Below are 15811 nucleotides of genomic sequence, written 5' to 3' on the forward strand. Positions count from 1 at the left end.
TGGAGCGGTACGCAGTTACCGCTTCCCGATTGGTGGTCAAAACGCCGACGAGATTCGGCCGACCGCTCGTGGGGTAACACCCCAGGTGACGGCAGCGCGTTCATGGAGAATCACCAGAAACTCCCCGCAAGAAAGGCCGGATGCACCCTTGAACGCAATACCGGGGACGGCTAGCAGAAACATTGCGTGAACACGTGTCGTATAAACTCCGCGAACGAGGCAGAGAGTCGGCGCCCGGCCATGGAAATTCGGCCCCCTCTGGCCCACGCTGACAGTGCCGTCCGCATCTGCCCTCGCATCACCCTGTCTCTTGAGTGAGAGGCGACCCACCATGCCGCTGCTTGTTCCCCCGGCCCCCGCGCCCGCCCTGCGCAGCGTCCTCGCGGCACTCGGTTCCCCCGCCGCAGTCCGCGAGGCTCGTACCCCCGCCCTCCGTTCCGTCCAAGGAGCGGTGAGTGCCGAACTCCCGCTCCCCGTCCACGTGCTCGACCAGGTCGTCCCGCACCGCAGCCGCAGGCCACGCACCCGGCTGGCCGGCTGGCGGTTCCTCATCCGCAGCGGAGAGCGTGCCATCGCCGCCGCGGACACCATGCTGACCCCGGACGGCTGGGCCTTCTCGCACTTCTTCGAGGGCCCGTACATCGCCTCGACGGAGCGCGCGCTGCAGCAGGCGGAGGCCGTCCCCGGTGCATATCAGCCACGGCTGCTGTCGGTACCCGAGCTGTACATGCTCACGCTGTGGCTGCACAGGAACACCGAGGCGGACGCGGCGGGGGGCAAGCCGGCGCCCGCCGATCTGCTGGTGCCGCTCGCCCCCGCGCCACCGGGAATCGCGGCCCACCGGGCGCACCTGGTCGCGGATCTGCTGCCGGTGCTGACACTGCGTATCACCCCCGCGCCGCTGCTCGGGTCGCCCGCCTGAGCGACGGACACATGGTGTTCATGCCCCGTGACTTCAGGTCACGGGGCATGAACATGCCCCGTCCGGACTAGCCCACTCCGGCCACCCCGAACCACCCGAAGAGACGGTGCAGTTGGGCTGAACCGTCCGCGCGGGTGATACGTCATTAAGTGGTAAGACGAGGTGCCGCTAAATCCCTGCGGATGTGACGCCCGTGGGGCAACACTGGGACCGGACCGAACAAGATACGGGGGCGGCCATGAACACCGCATCGAGCCGCAGGACAGTCTCCACACCGCAGCGAAAGAACCCATCCATGTGCCAGCACCAGCCACCCTGCCCGACAGCCGAATCCGCCGACCGGGAGGCCGCCCGACTGGTGGCCCACCACCCGGAGCAGGGCTGGAGTCTGCTGTGCAACGGCGTCCTGCTCTTCGAGGACACCGGTGAGCTGCTCCCGGACGGGCAGATCATCGCCCCGCACCGGCCGCTGCGAGTGGTCACGGCAGCCTAAGGGCTGCCCTTAGGGCAGCACCCCGGGGCGGACGAGCCGCGCCGGACACGGCACCACACCGGGCACAGCACCACACCGGACGACCGAACCGGACAACAATGGGCCGGCTCGGAGGCGATCTCCGAACCGGCCCTGACGCATGTCCGGGCGCGTCAGCTGTCGTACTCGTCGAGCGGCGGGCAGGAGCAGACCAGGTTACGGTCGCCGAACGCCCCGTCGATCCGGCGCACCGGCGGCCAGTACTTCTCCGCGGCCTGGACACCGGCCGGGAAGACCGCCTCCTGGCGGCTGTACGGGTGCTCCCACTCCCCGCCGAGCACGCCCGCGGTGTGCGGCGCGTTGCGCAGCGGGTTGTCCTCCGCCGGCCACTCGCCCGAGGAGACCTTCTCGATCTCCGCGCGGATCGCGATCATCGCGTCGCAGAACCGGTCGATCTCGGTGAGGTCCTCGCTCTCGGTGGGCTCGATCATGAGCGTGCCGGCCACCGGGAACGACATCGTCGGCGCGTGGAAGCCGTAGTCGATCAGTCGCTTGGCGATGTCGTCGACGCTGACGCCGGTCGCCTTCGACAGCGGCCGCAGATCCACGATGCACTCGTGCGCGACGAGCCCGGCCGGACCGGTGTAGAGCACGGGGTAGTGCGGCTCCAGACGCTTGGCGATGTAGTTCGCGGCGAGCACCGCGACCTGAGTGGCGCGCTTGAGGCCCTCGGCGCCCATCAGCCGGACGTACGCCCAGGAGATCGGCAGGATGCCGGCGGAGCCCCACGGGGCGGCGGAGATCGGTCCGACGCCCGTCTCGGGCCCGGCGGTCGGCTGGAGCGGGTGGTTCGGGAGGTACGGGGCGAGGTGCTCGCGGACGCCGACCGGGCCGACGCCGGGGCCACCGCCACCGTGCGGGATGCAGAACGTCTTGTGCAGGTTGAGGTGCGAGACATCGCCGCCGAACTTGCCCGGCTTGGCGAGGCCCACCAGCGCGTTGAGGTTGGCGCCGTCGACGTACACCTGGCCGCCGGCCTCATGGACCTGGGCGCAGATGTCGGCGACGTGCTCCTCGAACACTCCGTGCGTCGACGGGTACGTGATCATGAGCACGGACAGCTCGTCACGGTACTGCTCGATCTTGGCGCGCAGGTCCGCCACGTCGATCTCGCCGTCATCGGCGGTCTTGACCACCACGACCTTCATTCCGGCCATCACCGCGCTGGCCGCATTGGTGCCGTGCGCGGAGGACGGGATCAGGCAGACGGTGCGCTGGTCGTCGCCGTTGGCACGGTGGTACGCGCGCACCGCCAGCAGGCCGGCGAGCTCGCCCTGCGAGCCGGCGTTCGGCTGGATGGAGACCTTGTCGTAGCCGGTGACCTCGGAGAGACGTTCCTCCAGCTCACGGATGAGGGTGAGATAGCCCTGGGCCTGCTCGACCGGGGCGAAGGGGTGGATCTGGCCGAACTCCGGCCAGGTGACCGGCTCCATCTCGGTGGTCGCGTTCAGCTTCATGGTGCAGGAGCCGAGCGGGATCATGCCGCGGTCGAGCGCGTAGTCACGGTCGGCGAGCTTGCGCAGGTAGCGCAGCATCGCGGTCTCGGAGCGGTGCGCGTGGAAGACCGGGTGGGTGAGGACGTCATCGGTGCGCAGCAGGGCGCCAGGGAGGGTGTCGTCGACCGTGGCGTCGAGCGCCTCGACGTCGCCCTCGACGCCGAAGGCGGACCAGACGGCGGCGAGCTGGGCGCGGCCCGTGGTCTCGTCACAGGCGAGGGAGACCTGGTCGGCGTCCACGAGGTGCAGGTTGACCCCGTGCTCACCGGCGGCGGCGACGATGTCGGCGGCCCTGCCCGGGACCCGGGCGGTCAGCGTGTCGAAGTACGCGCCGTGCACGATCTCGACACCGCCGGCGCGCAGCCCTTCGGCGAGGATCGCGGCGTAGCGGTGGGTGCGGCGCGCGATCGCCTTAAGGCCCTCGGGGCCGTGGTAGACGGCGTACATTCCGGCCATGACCGCGAGCAGCACCTGCGCGGTGCAGATGTTGCTGGTGGCCTTCTCGCGGCGGATGTGCTGCTCACGCGTCTGCAGCGCCAGGCGGTAGGCCTTGTTGCCGTCGGCGTCGACGGAGACGCCGACGAGGCGACCGGGCAGACTGCGGGCGTGCTTGGCCTGGACGGCCATGTAACCGGCGTGCGGCCCGCCGAAGCCCATGGGGACGCCGAAGCGCTGGGTGGTGCCGACGGCGATGTCCGCGCCCAGCTCGCCGGGCGAGGTGAGCAGGGTCAGCGCCAGCAGGTCGGCGGCCACGGTGACGATCGCGCCGAGCTCATGGGCCTGGTCGATGACCGGCTTGATGTCGCGAACGGCGCCGGAGGCACCCGGGTACTGGAGCAGCACGCCGAAGACGCCGCGCTCGGCGATCCCGGCCGGGATGCCCTCGCTGAGGTCGGCGACGACGACCTCGACACCGGTCGGCTCGGCGCGGGTCTCGATCACGGCGACGGTCTGCGGCAGGGTGTCGGCGTCTACCAGGAAGACGCCGTCCTTGACCTTGCCGACGCGGCGGGACATCGCCATGGCCTCGGCGGCCGCAGTGCCCTCGTCGAGCAGCGAGGCCCCGGAGGTCGGCAGACCGGTCAGGTCCGCGACCATCGTCTGGAAGTTGAGCAGCGCCTCCAGCCGGCCCTGCGAGATCTCCGGCTGGTACGGCGTGTACGCCGTGTACCAGGCCGGGTTCTCCATGACGTTCCGCAGGATGACCGGCGGGGTGAACGTGCCGTAGTAGCCGAGGCCGATCATCGGCGCGAGCACCTTGTTACGGTCCGCGAGGGAGCGCAGCTCGGCCAGGACCTCGGGCTCGGTGCGGGCGTCGGGCAGGCCGAGCGCCTCGGCGCTCTTGATCACGTCCGGCACGGCGGCGCCGGTCAGCTCGTCCAGCGAGCCGTAGCCGACCTGCGCGAGCATCTTCGCCTGAGCCTCGGCGTCGGGCCCGATGTGGCGCTGCTCGAAGGGGGTGCCTCGCTCCAGCTGGGAGAGCGGAATGCGGTTGGCGGTCATTGCGGAGGCCTCCTGGTCATTGCGACCTGCGAGGGGCACCACGGCGCGGGTGCCCGGACGGCCTCCCCCTCTGTCATCTCAACCTGAGAGCTTCACCGGACCGCCCTGAGGGCAGCCCGGCTTTCACCGTCGGTGAGAGCGGATGCCGTCAAACGCCCGCCCTGCTTTCCAGAGTGACCTCGTCCGTGCGGTACAGGGGCCTGAGAGATTCCGGGGAGGATTTGCTCCTTCGGCGTCTCCGGCACTTTCACCGGAGCACTCTCCCGCACGGGGTCAACAGCCGCCTGCCAGCCTACCAGCGAGGTCTTGGCCCGAACCCTCGAGTGGCCGACGCCTCAGATGTGCACTTTCGTAGTGTCCATGAACCGTTGCGACCTGTAGGAGGGACCGTGCAGACCGATATCGATCCGCGCAGCCTGATCGGCCGCAAGGCGTTCGACCGCAACGGCGCCAAGATCGGGACCGTGGACGAGGTGTATCTCGACGACGCGACGGGGGTGCCGGAGTGGGCGGCGGTACGCACGGGCCTGTTCAGCCGGGACGCGTTCGTCCCCCTGGAGCCCAGCGAACTCGCGGGCGACGGTTTGCACATCCCCTTCGAGCGGGCGCTGATCAAGGACGCTCCCGACTTCGGTGTCGGCCGGCATCTCTCCCCCGAGCAGGAGCTGCAGCTGTACCACCACTACGGACTCGACCTCCCCGCTCCGCCGGAGAAGCCGGCAGCCTCTCCACCGCCCACCTCCGATGACACCACCACGGACCCCCCTGGCACCGGCCCCGCATCCGGCCCGGGTTCCATACCCGACCGGGACTTCGGCCGGCTGGCGGGCAACGACGACTGATCCGGCGGTTGCCGCACCAGCGGCAGCGGCTCCGACGGCTCCAGCGCCGGATCGTCCACCGAGAACGTCCGCACCCGCCCGGGGACGACCGACCACGGCTCCTCGAAGCGGACGGTGACGCGACCGAGCCCGCTGCCCTGGACCCATCCCGCTCCGTAGTCGGCGTGCCGCACATCATGGCCCGCGGCCCAGTGCCGCTCGGCCGGAGGCCGCTGCTCCTCCTGCGGCGGCTCCTCGCCCCCAGGACGGTGCTCGGAATCCCCGGTTCCCTCCTCGTCCGCGTGCTCACCGGCCGCGGCCTGCGCGAACAGATCCTCCTGGGTGTAGTCGGCCAGTCCGCTGACCCCCACGCCCAGCAGCCGGACGCCGCCCGTCGTGTCCACCGCCTCCAGCAGCCGGGCCGCTGCCTCCCGCACCACCGCCGGGTCGTCCGTCGGCCCCCGCAGCGTCTCCGACCGCGTCAGCGTCGAGAAGTCGAACCGCCGTACCTTCAGCACGATCGTGCGCCCCGAGTGCCCGGAGCCGCGCAATCGCTTCACACAGCGGTCGGCAAGCCGCTCCACCTCGATCCTGATCCGCACCCGGTCGTGCAGATCCACATCGAAGGTGTCCTCCACGGACACCGATTTGGCATCCCGCTCGGCGACCACAGGACGGTCGTCGAAGCCCATCGCCATCCGGTACAGCGCCGCCCCGTGCGCCCTCCCCAGCAGCCGTACGAGTTCGTCCTCGCCCGCCTCCGCCAGCTCGGCGACCGTGGTCATGCCCGCCCGCCGCAGATGCTCCCCCGTCGCCGGCCCCACTCCGGGCAGCGTCCGGACCGACATCGGCCCGAGCAGCTCCCGCTCGGTGCCCGGCTCGATCAGGACGAGTCCGTCCGGCTTGGCCTGCTCGGAGGCGATCTTCGCGAGCATCTTCGAACCCGCCAGCCCCACCGAGCCGGTCAGTCCCGTGCCCCCGAGAATGTCCGTGCGCAGCCGCTCACCGGCTTTCCGTGCCGATCGCGAGTCATGGGCCGCCCCACCCGCCTCCAGGTCGACGAAGGCCTCATCCAGGCTCAGCGGCTCCACCAGCGGCGACAGACGGCCGAGCAGCTCCATCACCTGGTCGCTCACCGACCGGTAGAGCGAGAACCGCGGCACCAGATACGCGGCGTTCGGACACAGCCGCCGGGCCTGCGCCATCGGCATCGCCGAATGCACCCCGAACCGTCTCGCCTCGTACGACGCGGTGGCCACCACGCCACGCGGCCCCAGGCCGCCGACGATCACCGGTTTTCCGCGCAGACTGGGCTTCGACGCCTGCTCGGCAGCGGCGAAGAACGCATCCATGTCGAGATGCAGAATGGTCGGCGCGGGTCTCACATCTCCGATGCTGCCCTACGCCACTGACAATCGGCCGTACGAGCGTACGAGCCGCGCCACGAGCCGCTGCGGGGCAGTGGGCCCCGCAGGGTTCAGCCCGCCCGCTCGCGGCGGCGTCTGGCCAGCTCGTCGCCCGGATCGTGGCCGACCAGCGTCTCACCGGTGTCGATGCGCTCACCGTGCAGCTGCGACAGCGCCGCCTCGACGTCCCGCCACACCACTCCGACGGCGATCCCGAAGACGCCCTGGCCACCCTGGAGCAGGTCCACGACCTCGTCGGGCGAGGAGCATTCGTACACGGTCGCGCCGTCGCTCATGAGCGTCATCCGCTCCAGGTCCGCGAAGCCGCGGGCCCGCAGGTGCTGCACCGCGGCCCGGATGTTCTGCAGCGCGACGCCCGTGTCCAGGAAACGCTTCACGATCTTCAGGACGACGACGTCCCGGAAGCTGTAGAGCCGCTGGGTGCCCGATCCGTACGCCGGCCGCACGCTCGGCTCCACCAGGCCGGTCCGTGCCCAGTAGTCGAGCTGCCGGTAGGTGATACCCGCCGCCGCGCACGCGGTCGGCCCCCGGTAACCGATGGTCTCTGTCGTCGGGTCGGCCGTCGCACTGCCGTGAACCTGATACGTCCCGCCCTCCATCGGAGTGTGTCCGAGGGGACCTGCTGCCGTACCGTCGCCGCTGCTTCTCACGCCGACCTCCGTCCTTGACCTGCCATCTCGACGGTAGGCAGTCGCTCGGGGTGCGTCAACGATCGCCACACTCGGCACGCCGAGTGATAATCACCCTGAGAGTGGTTTTCCGTGCCCCGGTCACGGGAATGGCTTTCCGAATGCGCCCGGGCAAGCCGGTGCGAGCCGACGGTGCAGGGTCACTGGCTGCTGGAGCCGAAGTCCTCGGGCGAGATCTGGTCGAGGAACTCGCGGAACTTCTCCACCTCGTCCTCCTGCTCGTCCGGGATCGCGATGCCCGCATCGTCCAGCACCCCGTCACTGCCGTAGATGGGCGTACCGGTGCGCAGCGCGAGCGCTATGGCGTCGGACGGCCGGGCGCTCACCTCGACCCCGCTGGCGAAGACCAGCTCCGCGTAGAACACGCCCTCACGCAGGTCAGTGATCCGGACCTCGGTGAGCTCCTGCCCGACGGCCTCCAGCACGTCCTTGAAGAGGTCGTGGGTCAGCGGCCTGGCGGGGGCCATGCCCTGCTGTGCGAAGGCGATCGCGGTCGCCTCCCCGGGGCCGATCCAGATGGGGAGGTACCGGTCGCCTCCCACTTCACGCAGGAGCACGATCGGCTGGTTGGAGGGCATTTCCACCCGGACACCCACAACGTCGAGCTCGTTCACACAGCAACCCTAGGACGTGCCCGGCAGGTTTGGGTAGTCGGGCCGCCCCAAGATCAGGACAAGCTCAGTGCAACCTCAGTGCAGGCGGACACCCAGTGCCGTCTGCATCAGGGCCGTGTGGAGCCGCACGGACAGCGCCGCCAGCTCCTTCGTGGTGGCCTCGGCATGGGCCCTGGTCTGCGGATTGCGGTGCCGGCGCAGCGGGGCGACCACTTGTTCGACCAGACCGGCCTCGCGGTCCGCGGCCGCTTTCATGGCACGCAGGTGCCTGGGTTCCAGACCGAATCTCCCCAGATCCGCGATCAGTTTGGCGACCGTCACGGATTCGGCGTCGTAACCACCGTCCGCCGCCGGAGTGATGAGTCCGTACGACTCCCACTCGTCGAGCTCCTCCTCGGTCACCTCCGCGGCGGCAAGCAGCTCGGCACGGCCCACCCGCGCAGCCGTGGGGCGGCCCGGCTCCGGGTCCCCGGACGGGGGCAGGTCCCGGCCCGCGCCCTGGGGTGTCAGCGGGACCTGCTCGCCGCGGCCCAGGGCGTCGAGATGCTCCCGGATGACCTTCAGGGGAAGATAGTGATCCCGTTGCATGCGCAGCACCTGCGCCAGGCGCTCGACGTCCTCCGGGCTGAACTTTCGATAGCCGGAAGGGGTACGCCGCGGCTCGACCAGTCCCTCGGCCTCCAGGAAACGGATCTTGGAGATGGTGACCTCGGGAAACTCGTCACGCAGCTGGTTCAGCACCGACCCGATGCTGACCAGCGTGTCGCCACTGGCGGTGCCGTGACCGGCACCGCCCGTCGGAGTTCGCAGCATGGATGTCCCTGAGGGTCACACGCCCCGCTGGCTCGAGTAGAAGACCAGCCTGTACTTACCGATCTGAACCTCGTCACCGTTCGCGAGAACGACCGAGTCGATCGGCTCCCGGTTGACGTAGGTACCGTTGAGACTGCCGACGTCCGTGACGGTGAAGCTGCCGTCGGCGGCCCTGCGGAACTCCACATGCCGCCGGGACACGGTGAAGTCGTCGAGGAAGATGTCGCTCTGCGGATGGCGGCCGGCCGTGGTCAGCTCGCCGTCCAGGAGGAAGCGGCTTCCCGAGTTCGGCCCGCGGCGCACCACGAGCAGCGCCGAGCCGAGCGGCAGGGCTTCTACGGCCGCCTGGGCCTCGGGCGAGAGCGAAGGGATGGGCGTCTGACCCGTGACCTCGGCCTCGTAGGCTTCGATCCCGGAGATGGAGATCGTCGAGGTCGTCTCCGAGGCACGCTCGGCCGGCGCTCCGGACCGCAGCGGCGCGCCGCAGTTGGAGCAGAAGCGGCTGGTTTCGGCGTTGCGGTTCCCGCATCGCGTGCAAACCGGCATGGACGGATCCTCCTGCCGCGGCTGCCCCGCGGGGGCATGGGATGCGTACGGGTCGGGCGTAAACCCTCCACCCGTACTTGAGGTTGACGGTTCCCCGAAACCTATGCGGCCGGGACCGGCAGGGTCAACAGCAGACGCGCCCTGACCGCCGGGAATGTCACCGCCGGAGCCGGCGACCTCGTCCCGGAAGAGCGGGCGCTCGCCGCTCTGCTCCGCCTCCTGGCCATGGCGCGGTGCGCGATGACGGGCAGTGCCGCTGTCCTCGCGTGCGCTCTTGCCGAACAACTTCCCAAACAACTTCACGGGCGATTCCCCTTGACCGAAATAGACCCGCCCGTGGGGCAGGAACCCTGAATGAACACACCTACCGACCCGGACATCCTCACAACGTCCGTACCCTCCGGACAGTTTCCACCACGCAGCACGCTTACGATGCGTCGACCCCCCGCAACCTGTTGCCCATGTCCGGACACCGCCTCGCGCCCCCGTCCCACTAGGAGGACGACCGAGCGTAGTCAGGCCGTTCCACGGGCCGCAAGGCGTCCACGACGATCTTCTCCGACCGGGTCACCGTGGCGGTGGCCTGCTCCTTCTCCAGGGTCTGCACCACGCCTCCGGGGATGTTCAGCGCCGGCTCCAGGTCCTGCGGCTTGCCGATCACCTTGAACCGGTACGGCGCGCTGATCTTCTTGCCGTCCACCTGGATGTCGCCGTCCCCGCCGGAGAAGTACGAGTCCGCGACCAACCTCACACCATTGACCTGGATCGCCTCGGCGCCCGCGGCACGCAGCTCCTGGATCGCGTCGAGCAGCATGTCGGACTCCACTGCGCCGGAGCTGTCGTCGATGGTCAGCGTGATACCCGGACCCTCGGCCGCCACCGTACCGGCAAGAATCCCCAGCTGACGCTCCTTTTCCAGGGTCTGCTTGCGCGCCTCTTCCGCCTGGTCCGAGCTGGTCTCCAGCTCGGTGCGCTGGTCCTCCAGGCGCTGCTTCTCGTCCTCGAGCCGCGTGGTGCGGTCGTCGAGTTCGTCGAGAATGCGCACCAGGTCCTCCTGGCGCGCGCCGCGCAGAGCACTGTTGTCGCTGTTGGAGCGGACCTGGATGGCAAGGCCGAGTCCCAGGACGAACAGCAGTACAGCGACGATGAGTTGGGCCCGGGTGACGCGCGGCGGCCAGAGGCTCGCGACGAGTCGGCGGCGCCCGGTCAGCTGCGGTTCCTCGGCGGGTGTTGCCGTCTGCGGCGGCTCCGCCTGCGGGCCGTCTGCCTGCGGGACACCGGTCTCCGGGCTGCCGGTCTCCGGGCCGGCGATCTCCGGGCCACCGGTGTCCCGATCGCCCGTCCCCCGCTCCGACTGCGCTCTGGGCAGCTGCCCCTGCGAGTCCTGGTGATCCTGCGGCTCCGGCCGGTCCTGTGGCTCCGGCCGCTCCTTCGACGTCTGCTCGTTGTGGCTCATCGCCCTCACGCCCTGAACACGTGCCGGCGGATGGCGGCGGCGTTGGAGAAGATCCGGATGCCGAGCACGACCACGACACCCGTGGAGAGCTGGGCTCCGACGCCCAGCTTGTCGCCGAGGAACACGATCAGCGCGGCGACCACGACGTTCGACAGGAACGAGACCACGAAGACCTTGTCCACGAAGATCCCGTCGAGCATGGCCCGCAGGCCGCCGAAGACCGCGTCGAGGGCCGCGACGACGGCGATCGGGAGGTAGGGCTCGACCACCGCCGGAACTTCGGGCCGGACCAACAGTCCGACCACGACTCCCACGACGAGGCCCAGTACGGCGATCACGATGTGCCCTTCCCTGTGTCTGCCGTGCCCTGCCCGGTGCCCGTTCCGGCACTGGCGGATCTCGGCTCTGCGGTACGTACGATCAGGCTCGGCGCGGCAGGCAGGCGCACCTGCTCCTGCGCGGAAATACTGGTGCGGATGCCGAAGTTCTCCTGCAGCGCATGCAGGTACTGGCCGTCGGCACTGTCCTGGAAGGCGGTGCTGAGCTTCTTCCCGTCCCCCACCGCGAGCACCGTGTACGGCGGCACCAGCGGCTTGTTGTCGACCAGTATGGCGTCGCCCGCGGCGCGGATCGCGGACAGGGCGGTCAGCCGCTGTCCGTTGATCGAGATGGCTTCCGCTCCGGACTGCCACATTCCGTTGACGACTCGCTGCATGTCCCGGTCGCGGACCCGCCCCGTGTCGGAGAACCCACTGCTCTCCCGCGGACCGCCGCCGCCGGACCCGCTGTCCTTGGCGTCGTCGACGACCAGCTTGACGCCCGGGCCGCTCACCTCGGTCGCGCCCGAGAGCAGCGCCGCCAGCGCGCCCTGGTCTCCGCCGTGCTGCTGCAGCGCCTTGCGCTGCCGCTCTTCCACCTCGTCACGGAGCTGGTCGACGTCGACTTCCAGTTCATCCGCGGCCGAGGTCTCCGCGTCGATGCGGTCGATGAGCTCCTCGCGCTCCTTCGCCACGACCGGTGCCGATATCCGCGCCTGCGCGGCACCGAGCGTCACGACCAGCCCCGCCAGCACCAGACCTGCCGCGAGCCACATTTTGGCCCGCAGCGTCTTGGGCAGTCCGCCGCCCTCGGCCTCCCTGCGGGCCGCCGCCTCCGCGTAGCCGTCGTCGAGGCTGTGGTCCATGACATTGGTCAGCAGCGACATGGAGGCATCAAGGCGCGGCGGCAGTGAGGCGGTGCTCCGAACGGGGGGCTGCTGCGGCATGCCGCACATCGTCGCACGTCGGAGCCGCTACCGCCGAATGGCCCCACCATTGCGCCGGAAGGCGGACCTCGCCGCCCTCCGGCGCACCCTGCACCTACCTCACTGACCTGCGCTGTCCACCACGCCGGACCACTCGTCGAGAAGGGCCTGGGCCGACGCGTCGTCCGGGCCTTCGGCCCACAGATGGGTGACGGCCTCGGCGGGGTCGGGCAGCACCATCACCCACCGGCCGTCCGCCTCCACCACCCGTACACCGTCCGTCGTGTCGACCGACCGGTCTCCCGCCGCCTCGACGATCCGGCGCATCACGAGCCCCTTGACCGCCCACGGCGTCGCCACGTCCCGCCGCAGTACGTGCGCCCGCGGAATGCGGGCGTCGATCTGACTCAGTGTGAGCTGTGTACGGGCCACCAGCCCGATGAGCCGCACGAACGCTGCCGTGCCGTCGAAAACGCTGCTGAACTCGGGAATGATGAAGCCGCCGCGACCGTCTCCACCGAAGATGGTGGATTCCTCCCGGCCGACCCGGGTCAGATCGTCGGGCGACGTGGTCGTCCATTCGACCTGCGTGCCGTGGTACGCCGCGACCTGCTCGGCGATCCGTGTCGTCGTCACGGGCAGCGCCACACGCCCGCTGCGCCGCTCCGCGGCCACGAGGTCGAGCATGACCAGCAGGGCCCGGTCGTCCTCCACGATCCGCCCTCGCTCGTCCACGAGCGACAGCCGTTCACCGACGGTGTCGAAGCGCACACCGAACGCCGCCTGTGCGGATGCCACGATCTCCCCGAGCCGGACCAGCCCCGACCGGCGGGCATCGGCTGTCTCGGTGGGCCGGGACTCGTCGAGGCCGGGATTGATGGTCAGCGCGTCCACGCCGAGCCGGCCGAGCAGACTCGGCAGAACGAGCCCGGCACTGCCGTTCGACGCGTCGACAACGACCTTGAGACCCGCCTCTGCGATCCCCGCCGTGTCGACATTGCGCAACAGCGATCCGGTGTACGAGTCGAAGACGCTGGCCGGGAAGGTCAGGTCCCCGATCTCACCCGGGAACGCACGCCGGTACTCCTGCCGCGCGTACACCCGGTCCAGCTTCCGCTGCCCGGCCTGGGACAGGTCCGCGCCGCGCTCGTCGAAGAACATGATGTCGACGGAGTCCGGCACTCCCGGTGACGTACGGATCATGATGCCGCCCGCACTGCCTCGCGCCGTCTGCTGACGGGCCACGGGCAGCGGCACGTTCTCCAGGTCGCGTACGTCGATGGCGCTGGCCTGCAGCGCCGAGATCACCGCCCGCTTCAGTGCCCGCGCACCACGCGAGTGGTCTCGCGCGGTGGTGACGGTCGCGCCCTTCTTCAGCGTGGTCGCATACGCCCCCGCCAGACGTACGGCAAGCTCAGGCGTGATCTCCACGTTGATGATTCCGGAGACGCCACGCGCCCCGAAGAGGTGCGCCTGGCCCCGCGACTCCCAGATGACCGAGGTATTGACGAAGGCGCCGGCCTCGATGGTCTTGAACGGGTAGACCCGCACATTCCCCTGAACGATCGACTCCTCGCCGATCAGGCACTCGTCCCCGATGACAGCGCCGTCCTCGATCCGCGCTGCCCGCATGACGTCGGTATTCTTCCCGATCACACAGCCGCGCAAATTGCAGTGCTGCCCGACGTAGACGTTGTCGTGAATAACGGCCCTGTGAAGGAAAGCGCCGCTCTTCACGACCACATTGGAACCGACGACGGTGTGCTCGCGGATCTCCGCATCGGCTTCGACCTTGGCGTAGTCCCCGATGTACAGCGGACCGCGCAGCACCGCGTCGGGATGCACCTCAGCGCCTTCCGCCACCCATACGCCCGGCGAGATCTCGAAGCCGTCGAGCTCCACATCGACCTTGCCTTCGAGGACGTCGGCCTGGGCCTTCACATAGCTTTCGTGCGTGCCCACGTCCTCCCAGTAGCCCTCGGCGACATAGCCGTAGATCGGCTTGCCTTCCTTCATGAGCTGCGGAAAAACATCACCGGACCAGTCCACCGGAACGTCGGCCTCGACATAGTCGAAGACCTCGGGCTCCATGACGTAGATTCCGGTATTCACGGTGTCCGAGAAGACCTGACCCCAGGTCGGCTTCTCCAGAAATCGCTCGACCTGACCGCGCTCGTCCACGATGGTGATGCCGAATTCCAGGGGATTCGGCACCCGGGTCAGACACACCGTGACGAGACCGCCCTTCTCCTTGTGGAAGGAGATGAGATCGGTCAGGTCGAAGTCGGTCAGAGCGTCACCGGAGATAACGAGAAACGTATCGTCCTTCAGTGCCTCTTCGGCATTCTTCACGCTCCCCGCGGTGCCGAGTGGCTTCTCCTCGTTGGCATAGGTGAGCTCCATCCCCAGTTCTTCGCCGTCACCGAAGTAGTTCTTGACCAGGGAGGCGAGAAATTGCACGGTTACAACGGTCTCATTGAGCCCATGCCGCTTCAGCAAGCGCAGCACATGCTCCATGATCGGCCTATTGGCCACCGGCAGGAGTGGCTTGGGCATGCTCGAGGTCATGGGGCGAAGTCGCGTTCCTTCGCCACCAGCCATCACGACGGCCTTCATGTCGGAAGCGTCCTCCTTGAAGAGACGACGGTCCAGCCGACTTCACCCGTCCGGGCAGGCCCTTCTTGTGTCACATGTGGACCGGCGGACTCTGCACAGCTCCGTGCATACGGCTCAATCGGCCATGGCATCAGCCTTGACGAGTCGGCGGACCTGAACCACGTAGAGGATCCCTGCCCACCAATAGAGAGTTGTACCCCATCCTGCGAACGCCCATCCGAAAACTTTGGCAAGTGACGCAAGCCACGTGTTTCCGTCACTGAGCAGGAGCAGCGGGAAGGCATACATCAAGTTGAAGGTAGCCGCCTTGCCCAGGAAGTTCACCTGGGGCGGCGGATAGCCGTGCCGGCGGAGGATTCCCACCATCACCAGGAGCATCAACTCCCGTGCCAATAGAGCCACGGTGAGCCAGAGCGGCAGGATCTCGCGCCAGGTCAGCCCGACCAGCGTGGAAAGGATGTAAAGCCGGTCGGCAGCGGGGTCGAGGATCCGCCCCAGGCTGCTGATCTGATTCCAGCGCCGGGCAAGCTTCCCGTCGAGGTAGTCGCTGATGCCACTCAGCGCCAGCACGAGCAGCGCCCATCCATCGGCCTTCGGCCCGCCGAACTCAGGCAGGAGGATCAACCACAGGAACAGCGGTACGCCAAGCAGGCGAGCCATGCTGAGGATGTTGGGGATGGTGAGTACCCGGTCCGTCTGAACGCGAGTCTCCTGGACCTCCACCCGGGGGCCTCCAGTGCCGAACGTGCCAATGATGCCCCCTGACCTTACCCTTAGCTCCGTATGGCCTGTACCCAGGGGTGCCTGAACGCAGAAAAGCCCCGGACCACAAGGCCCGGGGCTTTCCCCAAAATTTGTTCGGCGGCGTCCTACTCTCCCACAGGGTCCCCCCTGCAGTACCATCGGCGCTGAAAGGCTTAGCTTCCGGGTTCGGAATGTAACCGGGCGTTTCCCTAACGCTATGACCACCGAAACTCTATGAAGATGTGAACCCGCCGACCACACGGTGGTCTCGGCATGTTCGTTACTTCAGAACTAACACAGTGGACGCGAGCAACTGAGGACAAGCCCTCGGCCTATTAGTACCGGTCAGCTCCACCAGTTACCTGGCTTCCACATCCGGCCTATCAACC

At 68.7% G+C, this 15811-nt stretch carries 13 protein-coding genes, 2 rRNA genes, 1 pseudogene and 1 riboswitch; of the genes and pseudogenes, 3 read left to right on the forward strand and 13 right to left on the reverse strand.

Annotation, left to right across the window (positions count from 1 at the left end; all coding sequences use genetic code 11):
• The first annotated feature begins 331 nt into the window (after nt 1–331).
• A complete protein-coding gene (locus tag ACZ6ZQ_RS27195; protein WP_469771133.1) occupies nt 332–922 on the forward strand; it encodes a hypothetical protein in 591 nt (196 codons plus the stop codon).
• Between the two features lie 295 nt (nt 923–1217).
• Nucleotides 1218–1415 (forward strand): DUF5999 family protein, encoded by a 198-nt coding sequence (locus ACZ6ZQ_RS27200; RefSeq protein WP_469771134.1) that lies wholly within the window; start codon nt 1218–1220, stop codon nt 1413–1415.
• A 152-nt stretch (nt 1416–1567) separates the two neighbouring features.
• Here the strand turns inward: ACZ6ZQ_RS27200 and gcvP are convergent, their stop codons facing one another.
• A complete protein-coding gene (gcvP, locus tag ACZ6ZQ_RS27205; protein ID WP_469771135.1) occupies nt 1568–4453 on the reverse strand; it encodes an aminomethyl-transferring glycine dehydrogenase in 2886 nt (961 codons plus the stop codon).
• 178 nt (nt 4454–4631) lie between these two features.
• Nucleotides 4632–4729: riboswitch (glycine riboswitch) on the reverse strand.
• Between the two features lie 188 nt (nt 4730–4917).
• Between gcvP and ACZ6ZQ_RS27210 the strand changes: the two are divergent.
• Nucleotides 4918–4971: pseudogene (locus tag ACZ6ZQ_RS27210) on the forward strand (PRC-barrel domain-containing protein); the annotation flags it as partial.
• 164 nt (nt 4972–5135) lie between these two features.
• On the opposite strand, the gene ACZ6ZQ_RS27215 reads toward ACZ6ZQ_RS27210, so the two are convergent.
• From ACZ6ZQ_RS27215 to ACZ6ZQ_RS27270, 12 genes are all read right to left on the reverse strand, one after another.
• Nucleotides 5136–6659 (reverse strand): DNA polymerase IV, encoded by a 1524-nt coding sequence (locus ACZ6ZQ_RS27215; protein ID WP_469771136.1) that lies wholly within the window; start codon nt 6657–6659, stop codon nt 5136–5138.
• Between the two features lie 92 nt (nt 6660–6751).
• Nucleotides 6752–7300 (reverse strand): MerR family transcriptional regulator, encoded by a 549-nt coding sequence (locus ACZ6ZQ_RS27220; protein ID WP_469771148.1) that lies wholly within the window; start codon nt 7298–7300, stop codon nt 6752–6754.
• Between the two features lie 230 nt (nt 7301–7530).
• Nucleotides 7531–8004 carry a bifunctional nuclease family protein gene (locus ACZ6ZQ_RS27225; RefSeq protein ID WP_026281837.1) on the reverse strand — a complete coding sequence of 158 codons (474 nt, stop codon included), beginning with the start codon at nt 8002–8004 and terminating at the stop codon, nt 7531–7533.
• 75 nt (nt 8005–8079) lie between these two features.
• Nucleotides 8080–8817 (reverse strand): transcriptional regulator FtsR, encoded by a 738-nt coding sequence (gene ftsR / locus ACZ6ZQ_RS27230; RefSeq protein WP_469771137.1) that lies wholly within the window; start codon nt 8815–8817, stop codon nt 8080–8082.
• A 15-nt stretch (nt 8818–8832) separates the two neighbouring features.
• The gene (locus ACZ6ZQ_RS27235; RefSeq protein WP_469771149.1) at nt 8833–9771 is read right to left on the reverse strand and encodes an FHA domain-containing protein; all 939 of its coding nucleotides are present in this window, start codon (nt 9769–9771) and stop codon (nt 8833–8835) included.
• A gap of 85 nt (nt 9772–9856) precedes the next feature.
• Nucleotides 9857–10819 (reverse strand): DUF881 domain-containing protein, encoded by a 963-nt coding sequence (locus tag ACZ6ZQ_RS27240; RefSeq protein WP_469771138.1) that lies wholly within the window; start codon nt 10817–10819, stop codon nt 9857–9859.
• Nucleotides 10820–10824: 5 nt separating this feature from the next.
• Entirely contained in the window at nt 10825–11157 is a 333-nt protein-coding gene (locus ACZ6ZQ_RS27245) for a small basic family protein (protein ID WP_003970459.1), read from the reverse strand.
• A complete protein-coding gene (locus ACZ6ZQ_RS27250) occupies nt 11154–12083 on the reverse strand; it encodes a DUF881 domain-containing protein (RefSeq protein ID WP_469771139.1) in 930 nt (309 codons plus the stop codon). Before ACZ6ZQ_RS27250 ends, ACZ6ZQ_RS27245 begins: the two co-directional genes overlap by 4 nt.
• Before the next feature lie 99 nt (nt 12084–12182).
• A complete protein-coding gene (locus ACZ6ZQ_RS27255; RefSeq protein WP_469771140.1) occupies nt 12183–14678 on the reverse strand; it encodes a sugar phosphate nucleotidyltransferase in 2496 nt (831 codons plus the stop codon).
• Nucleotides 14679–14792: 114 nt separating this feature from the next.
• Nucleotides 14793–15401 (reverse strand): CDP-alcohol phosphatidyltransferase family protein, encoded by a 609-nt coding sequence (locus ACZ6ZQ_RS27260; RefSeq protein WP_453666243.1) that lies wholly within the window; start codon nt 15399–15401, stop codon nt 14793–14795.
• 133 nt (nt 15402–15534) lie between these two features.
• Nucleotides 15535–15651, reverse strand: a 5S ribosomal RNA gene (rrf, locus tag ACZ6ZQ_RS27265).
• A gap of 86 nt (nt 15652–15737) precedes the next feature.
• Nucleotides 15738–15811 (reverse strand): 23S ribosomal RNA (locus tag ACZ6ZQ_RS27270); the annotation flags it as partial.

The sequence above is a fragment of the Streptomyces sp. NPDC053673 genome, assembly GCF_055585225.1.

Bases quoted from the DNA above. Each gene is read 5' to 3' on its own strand.
- ACZ6ZQ_RS27240 (WP_469771138.1), bottom strand. From the start codon at position 10,819: ATGAGCCACAACGAGCAGACGTCGAAGGAGCGGCCGGAGCCACAGGAC.
- gcvP (WP_469771135.1), bottom strand. From the start codon at position 4,453: ATGACCGCCAACCGCATTCCGCTCTCCCAGCTGGAGCGAGGCACCCCC.
- ACZ6ZQ_RS27195 (WP_469771133.1), top strand. From the start codon at position 332: ATGCCGCTGCTTGTTCCCCCGGCCCCCGCGCCCGCCCTGCGCAGCGTC.
- ftsR (WP_469771137.1), bottom strand. From the start codon at position 8,817: ATGCTGCGAACTCCGACGGGCGGTGCCGGTCACGGCACCGCCAGTGGC.
- ACZ6ZQ_RS27250 (WP_469771139.1), bottom strand. From the start codon at position 12,083: ATGCCGCAGCAGCCCCCCGTTCGGAGCACCGCCTCACTGCCGCCGCGC.
- ACZ6ZQ_RS27200 (WP_469771134.1), top strand. From the start codon at position 1,218: ATGTGCCAGCACCAGCCACCCTGCCCGACAGCCGAATCCGCCGACCGG.
- ACZ6ZQ_RS27220 (WP_469771148.1), bottom strand. From the start codon at position 7,300: ATGGAGGGCGGGACGTATCAGGTTCACGGCAGTGCGACGGCCGACCCG.
- ACZ6ZQ_RS27255 (WP_469771140.1), bottom strand. From the start codon at position 14,678: ATGAAGGCCGTCGTGATGGCTGGTGGCGAAGGAACGCGACTTCGCCCC.